We start from the raw sequence: 9,873 nt of genomic DNA, 5'->3' as shown, positions 1-9,873 counted from the left end.
ATCTGCGTGGTAAAACCATTTACCATCAGGCGTTAAAATTAAGTCTCCATAAGCTCCATGATAGTTATACCCACTCGGATTATGGTCACCAAACATAGCCTCGCCATTATCAGCATCGGTAATGGTTAATTGTCCTGAAGCATAAAGAATTTTTTGTCCGAGAGTTGCAATCCCGGGTTGAGCATAGTCAGGAGATTTATCTTGGCCTGCCGTATTTTCACTTAATGTTGCAGTATCAACGCCACTGATCACCGCTGCATCACCTACTGCAGCTAAGCTTGTGCTAGCACCTGTGTGCGCTACACCACCATTTCCATCAACTACATCATAGGTAAAATGCACTTGGCCGTTATAGTCTTTATCAGGACTAAAAGTAAAAGTGCCGTCTTGGTTATCAATAACTTTACCGTGGTCTGCAATAAGATTCGCCACAGTTAATGTGGAGGAATTATCAATATCCGTAGCATTGGCTAAAAGATCTGTTGCCAATATTTTAATGTCTGTATCTTCTGTTCCCTGTGCCAATCGCACTTCACCAGATACAACTGGCGCGTCATTAGTTCCTACAATATCAATTTTTACATCATGGGTTGTTCCATCAACACTGCTTACTGAAAAGGTTTCAGTTCTGTGCTCATCCTTTGCCAGTGTTTGAAATTGATTATTATCAGCCGTATAAGTCCAATGGCCTAAGTCGTTAATGGTTAACTCACCAAATTGCCCCTGTAAACTGGCAGCTTGGAACTGGGCTTCACCGTTGTCACTGTCAGTAATAGTTAATGCGCCATCTGCTCTGAGGGTGGCAGAATGAACATCTTTATCTTCCGTAATACTCGCAGTAGCGGTTCCACCAATTACGGCTTTATCGTCTGTGCCGTTAATGGTCACCGTGATCTGTTTTTCAGTGCCATCAACGGAATGTACCACTAAGGTATCAGTTAAGTGCTCGCCCGTTTTTAGCCCCTGAATTGCGGGGTTATTATTATCTGCCGTATAAGTCCAATGGCCTAAATCGTTAATGGTTAGCTGACCAAACTGGCCTTGTAAACTGCTGGCTTGGAACTGAGCTTCACCGTTGTCGATATCGGTAATGGTTAATGCACCATCTGCTCTAAGGGTGGCAGAATGAACATCTTTATCTTCCGTAATACTCGCAGTAGCGGTTCCACCAATTACGGCTTTATCGTCAGTGCCGTTAATGGTCACCGTGATCTGTTTTTCAGTGCCATCCACTGAATGCACCACTAAGGTATCGGTGAGGTGCTCGCCCGTTTTTAGCCCTTGAATTGCGAGGTTATTATTACTGGCAGTATAAGTCCAATGGCCTAAGTTATTGAGAGTCAACTCACCAAATTGCCCCTGTAAACTGGCAGCTTGGAACTGCGCTTCACCGTTGTCATTGTCAGTAATGGTTAATGCGCCATCTGTACGCAGCATTCCTTGGTGAACATCTTTATCTTCGGTAATACTCGCAGTAGCGGTTCCACCAATTACGGCTTTATCGTCAGTGCCATTAATGGTCACCGTGATCTGTTTTTCCGTGCCATCAACTGAATGCACCACTAAGGTATCTGTGAGGTGCTCGCCCGTTTTTAGTCCCTGAATTGCGGGGTTATTATTGCTGGCAGTATAAGTCCAATGGCCTAAATCATTAATGGTTAACTCACCAAATTGCCCTTGTAAACTGGCAGCTTGGAACTGTGCTTCACCGTTGTCATTGTCAGTAATAGTTAATGCGCCATCTGCTCTGAGGGTGGCTGAATGAGCATCTTTATCTTCCGTAATACTCGCAGTAGCGGTTCCGCCAATTACCGCTTTATCGTCTGTGCCATTAATGGTCACAGTGATCTGTTTTTCAGTGCCATCCACTGAATGCACCACTAAGGTATCTGTGAGGTGCTCGCCCGTTTTTAGCCCTTGAATTGCGGGGTTATTATTACTGGCGGTATAAGTCCAATGGCCTAAGTTATTGAGAGTCAACTCACCAAATTGCCCCTGCAAACTGCCAGCTTGGAACTGGGATTCACCGTTGTCGATATCGGTAATGGTTAATACGCCATCTGCTCTGAGGGTGGCAGAATGAACATCTTTATCTTCCGTAATACTCGCAGTAGCGGTTCCGCCAATTACGGCTTTATCGTCTGTGCCATTAATGGTCACAGTGATCTGTTTTTCAGTGCCATCAACGGAATGCACCACTAAGGTATCGGTTAAGTGCTCGCCCGTTTTTAGCCCTTGAATTGCGGGGTTATTATTACTGGCGGTATAAGTCCAATGGCCTAAGTTATTGAGAGTCAACTCACCAAATTGCCCCTGCAAACTGCCAGCTTGGAACTGGGATTCACCGTTGTCATTATCGGTAATGGTTGATGCGCCGTCTACGCGCAGCATTCCAGAATGAACGTCTTTATCTTCGCTAATTGAAGCAGTAGCGGTTCCACCTATTACCGCTTTATCGTCTGTGCCATTAATGGTCACAGTGATCTGTTTTTCAGTGCCATCCACTGAATGCACCACTAAGGTATCGGTGAGGTGTTCGCCCGTTTTTAACCCTTGAATTGCGGGGTTATTATTATCTGCCGTATAAGTCCAATGGCCTAAATCATTAATGGTTAGCTGACCAAATTGGCCTTGTAAACTGCTGGCTTGGAACTGGGCTTCGCCGTTATCATTGTCAGTAATAGTTAATGCGCCGTCAGTACGCAGCATTCCTTGATGAACATCTTTATCTTCAGTGAGACTCGCAGTAGCTGTTCCGCCTATGAGCGCTTTATCATCTGTACCATTAATGGTCACAGTGATCTGTTTTTCAGTGCCATCCACTGAATGCACCATTAAGGTATCAGTTAAGTGCTCGCCCGTTTTTAACCCTTGAATTGCGGGGTTATTATTACTAGCTGTATAGGTCCAATGGCCTAAATCATTAATGGTTAGCTGACCAAACTGGCCTTGTAAACTGCAGGCTTGAAACTGGGCTTCGCCATTGTCGTTATCGGTGATGGTTAATGCGCCATCTGCTCTAAGGATGCCAGAATGAACATCTTTATCTTCAGTAATAGATGCTGTAGAAGCGCCGCCTATTTGAGCCGTTTCATTTTGGCCATTAACATTAATCGTAACTTGCTGTAATACAGGTTGGCCTGAACTATCAGTTGCTGTGACACTAAAGGTTTCAACGGCAGTTTCACCTTGTTTAAGCCCTAAAGTAGATGTAGAGGAATTATCTAAAACATATTTCCATTGCCCTGTTTGCGGATTAATGGTTAATTGACCAAATTGGCCCTGTCCGTCCGTGACAGCCCATGTGACATTATCACCATTATCAACATCTGTTGCCGCTAGAGTCCCCGTTACTGTATCTATTGTTCCCAGTTCATTAACACTGGCATGATGAACCCCTGAAATAGTCGGAAGATCGTTACTCCCCTCTACTTCCACGGCTATGACTGAACTGACTTTATGTCCACTGGCATCGATAGCGGTAATAGTAAACTGCTCTGTTTGATGAGAGCCTTCAAATAATGCATTGGTATTGGCATTGCTATTATCTAATTGATAAACCCATTCTCCTGTCTTTGGGTTTAACGTCAGTTCGCCATATTGACCATGGGAGTTTTCAACACTCCACTCTACCTTGTCAGCACCATCTCCTGTCGCTTTCATTGCTCCGGCAGCACTGGATATATGGCTATCTTCTTTAACTTGAGGTGAAGATTGCTGCTTATCAACACTTAGTGGAGATTGTGGAACCTCTTTAGCGTTACCTTGATGGTCTTTTTCATGTGATTCGCTAGGCTTTGTCGGTGTTATTACCGGTGGTGTACCATGCAATTGTTCTGAACCGGTAGGTTTTGTTTGTGTTGTTGCTGTTGTTGCTGTAGGTATTACAGATGGTTGGGTAACTTGCGGTTTTATTGTCGAAGTATTTGAGACAGTTTGAACATGTGAACTCACTATGAAAGCAGGCTGGTTTGTCTGCTGAGGCAATTCAATCACTGGGGTTTTAAACTGGCTGATATCTTGAGTCGTGACATTGCCATTATGAAAATGTGCCCCTTGGCCTAAGCCTGTAGTTTCTGTTGAACCATGTTCTAAAACTAACTTATTTCCTTTACCATCCTGCTGATCATTATCGGAATTTTGAGCGACTAATGGTTGACTGGTTTTGTCTAGGTCGGCATCGGCCATTTGTTGATCATCAGCTTGATTTTTATCTTGCGGCTTAAATACAGGCTTTGATTCAGGCTTGGTTTCAACGTCAGCAGAAGTTGACGCAGCTTGCTCAAGTGGTTGCTCATTAGTGTCACTGGTAACATGATTATTCCAAGATTTATCAGCAACTAAATCCCCTTGCGCTATCGAACCCACTTTGCCACTGCCTCTCGCCTCTTTAGTGCGCAGCTTTTTAGCTTCTTGTTCTATTTTATTGATAGCTTGTTGGGTTTTATCGGTTTTTTTTACATCAGCGTCGTTGTTCTTATTATCATTTGGCTGATTTTCATAGCTTTTATCTTGACTCATAAGTCACTCCTATCTTTCACCAAATGCTTCATTGATATTGGTAAAAACGGGTTTCCATAAATATTGGAATACACTTTTTTCGCCCGTCACAATATTCGCTTCACCCGTCATGCCGGGGATTAACGCAAAACGCTCTGGGTTATCTAAAAAGTAAGGTTTGTCTATGCTGATTTGTACTTTATAAAACACCCCGCCTTTTTCATCTTTGTCAGTACTGGGGGAAATGCGTTTTACAATACCGTCTAATGCGCCATATCGGCTGTAGTCAAATGCATCAATTTTAATACGTGCTGCTTGACCAACATGCACAAAACCAATATCACGAGGTGATAATTTAATTTCCATCAAGCCTGTTTTGGTCATTGGTACAATCACTGCAACTGTTCCACCTGGCTGAATTACACTGCCAGTAGAGCTGGTAGGAATAGATTGAATTATCCCATCAACGGGCGCCGTAACAGTATTTGCTGAAACCAAAGAGCTTGAAGACTTAAGCCTTGCCGTTACACCCAATAACTCAGCTTGAGTATCTGTGCGCTTTTCTTCTACTTCTTTAAGTAATGACGCCTGTTTTTGTTTAAGTTGTTTCTCAAGGTTTAATAAATTCTTACTTAACACTTGCTGCTTACTTTCCATTGATTTCAATTCACGCATATAAGAATCTAATTTTTGTTGAGACTCTAAAATGCGTAATTTCGACACCGCTTGTTCTTCAGTCACAGACAGCATCATTTTAAGAGTTTGTTCAGCGGTTTTGATTTGATCACTTAATGGCGGAATTTCAGCTTTTAATCCGTCTATCTCTGCTTGGGTTTTCGCAATGTCTGATTCTGACAGCTGCTCAATGGCCTCTCTTTCTGCATTCATTCTTTGCAATGCCGACAGATGTTGCTTAACAAGGTTAGGATATTCAGTTTGAAACTGGTCAAAGTTGGCTTCACGACCTTCAATAAAAGCTTGATAACGTTCAATTCGCATTGTCAGGTTAGCCTGTTTACTTAACAGTTCTTCTTCTGCAGATAAGCTATCAACATCCACAAAGCTGGCTAACACATCGCCTTTTTTAACCACATCACCTTCTTCAACCAATACTGAAGAAATTGTTCCACCAGCGCGACTTTGTATTACTTGTCTATGGCCTAAAGGCACGACTTGCCCCTTAGATTTTGAAATTTCTTCCACACTGGTAAAAACAGACCAAACCAACATAACCAGCACAGAGCCAGTAATAAGCAAAATAATATTACGAATAAATTTACGTTCTGCTGGGGCTTCTATAGCCTCTGCAAATTCATGCTCAGGCCAAACTTTATTGGCTAATTGACGATTATCCATTGATTGGAGACTCCTGCATGTCAGTTTGGCTTGGTGATGTTGGTGCATCATCTGGAATAGGACCGGCAAACACTACTGCGCCCTTATCAAGAACAATGACTTTGTCGGCTTGTTTAATTAAGTCTTGATCATGGCTAGTAAAAATAACCGTAGAGTGTCCTTTTAATGCCAACAATGTGCTTATAAGCTGTTGCTTAGATTGTGGGTTACGATGGGGTAATGGTTCGTCCAGTAATAATAAGGGCGAATGCTTAATTAAGGCTCTTGCAAGGTTAATATAACTGCCTTCAATGGCCGCAAGCATGGCATTATTTTCACCTAATAAATCAATATTAAGATTATGATTAATACTGGTTAAGAAACTCGCGCCACCTGCCGCAACAATGGCTGCTTTAATTTCTTCATCGGTGGCATCTGGTTTAGCAATGCGCACATTTTCAGCTAAGGTACCAGGGAAAATATCCGGCTGTGATGGACTATAACCCACCCAATGCCTGAAAATTTCAGTGTCATATTGTTTAAGATTTTTGCCGTTAACGGTTACAAAGCCCGCTTGCGCCTCTAACACGCCTAGGGCACTCAATAATAAAGTTGATTTACCACAAGCATTTGGGCCAATTACGGCCACTAACTCTCCAGCATCAATATCAACATTCACACCTGATAAAGCCGGTTCACCTTCAGCTTTGTAACGTAAAGTCACATGTTGAAATGATACTGTAGGGGCTTTACTTGAGTCGGGCGTATCAAGACGTAATTCAGATTGTTCAGTACTAGCCTGCATGAAACGGTCAAACTGTTTAACCGCAACATCCATCATGGTGAACTTTTGTTTAGACGAAAAAGCCATTTGTGCAGGGCCAGTAATTCGCCAAATCATCATCACACAAGCAATTAGCGCCCCTGGTGAAATAGACTGGTTAAGAACTAAAAATATGCCAGTAAATACCGTAATTAACGCGGTAAATAAGCTTAATGAATGCGCAATGGCAGCATTAAGCCCATTACGTTTAGCATATAAAAAATTCTGCCGACTGTTTTCTTTGCATTGGCGCATAAACTTAGTTTGCCAACCATCGGTGTCTCCCGCGGCTTTCAATTGCAATAAGTTTTTAGCCAGTTCGCTTAAGGCATTTTGATATTCACCAGACACGGTTGGCGATGCGGCTTGCACATAACGATTAACCACCTTCATCACTAGGTAATACAATATCAACATACCAATAGGCACTAATACCAACCAGCCACTCAAAAACATAATGGCAAACAACGCAATAAGGGTAAATGGCAAGTCAACTAAGCCACCACCACCTGGGCCAGACAGCAACATTCTGACTTTTTCAGCATTACGCATTCTAGCAATATGGTTAGAAATACCTACCCTAGAAAGCACCATTAATGGCATATGAAGCAAGCGATAAAAGGTTAATTGCGACAAGTCTCTTGCTAATCGATTACTGGTTGAAGCTAATACCTTTGCTCTGGCTAGGCGAGTAGAAATTAACACTGAAATAGCCAACATCCCACCCAATGCAATGCTGGGCAGTATGTCTGGTGCTTGACCACCTATTACTCTGTCATACACAGCCATAGTAAATAGCGGCACAGCTAATCCCGTTAAACTAGACAATAAACTCAACCAAAATACCGGTTTATACCATTTAGTGTGTTTACTCATATGAGCAGCAAAGGCTTGAATACTCTTTTTAGTATTTGGTAATACATCAATGGTAAAAATAAACGTCGAATCATCTAACAGAGTAATATCAACAGATTGCCACTGATTATTGTGCAGTTGCTCAAACTTGTCCCCTTGCCTTTTAGCAATAAATGCAGGGGCATTCTCTGGCACCACTAAAAAAGGATGCACAGTTAACTGCAATGTTTTATCGCTAGGTTTTTTAACGCTAAAACCAATTTGGTGTTTTTTAAGCAATCGCGAAACAGTGGCAGGGTTATAGTCTTTAACGGCATCATTAACTAGGTTGCTCGCTTGATTATATAAACCCAATTGTTTAAACAGATCAACCACTAAAGGCTTTAATGTGACATCTTGAGTGCTCATTGGCTCACCTCCTGTGAATTTGTATCACCTGATGAGGAATGGCCTTCCACTGTTACAAGTTGATCGCTGATATCGGCAAGTTGCTGATAATGTGAGGCTGCAATAATTGTCATTTCAGCTTTTAGGGAGGCTAATAACTTAATCAATCTATTTTGTGCATCTGCATCTAGGGATATCATCGGTTCATCTAACAACAGTATTGAGGGTTGCTGCACAATCGCCCGAACTAAAGCAATTAACTTAATTGCACCTCGGTTAAGCATTTGGCTGTCACTGTCTCCTACTAAGGTTTGATAACCATTGGGCAACTCAGCAATTTTGGCGGTTAAGCCTAATTGTTCTGCTATAGCCATTGCCTGCGGCTCATATTCAGCCCTAAACATGGTCATATTTTCCAATAAACTACCGGCAAACAAGGTTGGCCACGGTGCAACATAATTAACCGATTGACGGTATTCTTTACTGTCATGATCATATATATCAACATTATCAATAGTCACTTTGCCCGATGTCACGGTTTGAAAACCTGACACAATACTTAATAAGTGGCTGGCATGACTTAATGGATCAGATTTTAAAACCACCAAACTATTGGGCGCGACGTGTAAATTAAATTGTGTAATTTGGGTGCCTAAGTTTGTGCTATTGACATCATGAAAAGTTACTGGCCCAAATGGAATTTTTTGTTGGTAAGCTTTTTTTGCAGTAAAAGGTTCGGCAGGAATGGCGGTTAAATCGTCTACATGTGACATGGCCGTTTTGGCACTTACAACCCGAGAACGCAGACTTATAATGGCACTTAATGGAGCAATAGCTCGACCCGCTAATATTGAACATGCGGCTAATCCACCGGTGGTTAAATCACCATTTAGTACTTCTAAACACCCCAGCATCACTAACAATAATGTCGTGCCCTGCGACGCGCCTTGAATAATTTCTTGTAGCTTTGCAGATAACCAATCGACTTGTTGCTGCTTGGCTAAACGTTGATGATTAATATCGTTATAAATACTGGATAAGCGGTCTTCTAAAGATAGCGCTTTAGCCGTAGTTAAGCCTGAAAGCACCAGAATTAACATTCTTGTACGTTGCGCATCAGACATTGCTAACTGCTCAGTTGCCACAGCCAGTTTTTTACCAATAACAAACACTAACCCGCCAACCACAAGCCATACCGCAATTGGGATAAACACCAATGGCCCTCCAATGTAGGCAACTAATGCTAAAAATATCAGCACAAACGGAAAGTCCATTAACGCCACAATAGCTTGCCCTGAATATAACTCACGCATGCTGGCAATACTTGCAAGACCGTTAGTCACCTTACCGGTACCCATCGCTTCAACGTGGCGATAATCAGCTTGCATTAATTTTCTGACTACATTGGTCGTGGTTTCCAGTTCAAAATTTGCCGCTGAAGCCGCTAACAACCAACTTCGGCCGTATCTTAAAAGCAACTCAAGCACAATGGCGATGGCCACGCCTGAGACTAAAATCGTTGCCGTACCATAACCTTGATTAGGTAATATGCGGTCATAAATTTGTAGCATGGTGAAAGGCAAAGCCAGCGAAAGTAAATTTATAAATGTTGATGAAAGCAACAATTCTGAAAACGCTTTGTGGCTAGCTAACAAACGGAAATTTTCCTGCATACAGTATTTGTCCTTTCATCTTTAATTTCTAAACCAATCAAAACATTAACAATAATAGAACATTTTTGCACTAAATGTCGCCCATGTTACCCAAGTATTCGAATGAAATAGGATTGCTGGCAATGGAAAACATCGTTATCGATACACTAATTATATTAAATCACTCCTGAGCCCATAATCTGAACACAGCAAAAGGATAGTTTTCAGTTGCCAATATCTGAATGAGTTTATTGTTGACCATACGTTGGGCATAACATTTTTGACCACTAGTCATCATCAAAAGGTACGGTGATTAAGCTA

At 42.0% G+C, this 9,873-nt stretch carries 4 protein-coding genes; all 4 read right to left on the bottom strand.

The window, feature by feature from the left end:
• Positions 1-4,521: VCBS domain-containing protein (locus L2672_RS16040; RefSeq protein ID WP_248996856.1), on the bottom strand; the 4,521-nt coding region annotated here is incomplete at its 3' end.
• Between the two features lie 9 nt (positions 4,522-4,530).
• Complete coding sequence (locus tag L2672_RS16035) at positions 4,531-5,856, bottom strand: HlyD family type I secretion periplasmic adaptor subunit (protein ID WP_248996855.1); 1,326 nt, start codon at positions 5,854-5,856, stop codon at positions 4,531-4,533.
• A complete protein-coding gene (locus L2672_RS16030; RefSeq protein WP_248996854.1) occupies positions 5,849-7,921 on the bottom strand; it encodes an ATP-binding cassette domain-containing protein in 2,073 nt (690 codons plus the stop codon). The genes L2672_RS16035 and L2672_RS16030 overlap by 8 nt, the downstream gene beginning before the upstream one ends.
• The gene (locus L2672_RS16025; protein WP_248996853.1) at positions 7,918-9,573 is read right to left on the bottom strand and encodes an ABC transporter transmembrane domain-containing protein; all 1,656 of its coding nucleotides are present in this window, start codon (positions 9,571-9,573) and stop codon (positions 7,918-7,920) included. The genes L2672_RS16030 and L2672_RS16025 overlap by 4 nt, the downstream gene beginning before the upstream one ends.
• Between the last annotated feature and the right edge of the window lie 300 nt (positions 9,574-9,873).

Source organism: Shewanella gaetbuli (assembly GCF_023284065.1).
Taxonomy (GTDB): Bacteria; Pseudomonadota; Gammaproteobacteria; order Enterobacterales; family Shewanellaceae; genus Shewanella; species Shewanella gaetbuli.
Note: the sequence above shows the minus strand (reverse complement) of the source record. Positions and strands in the feature narration are given on the sequence as shown.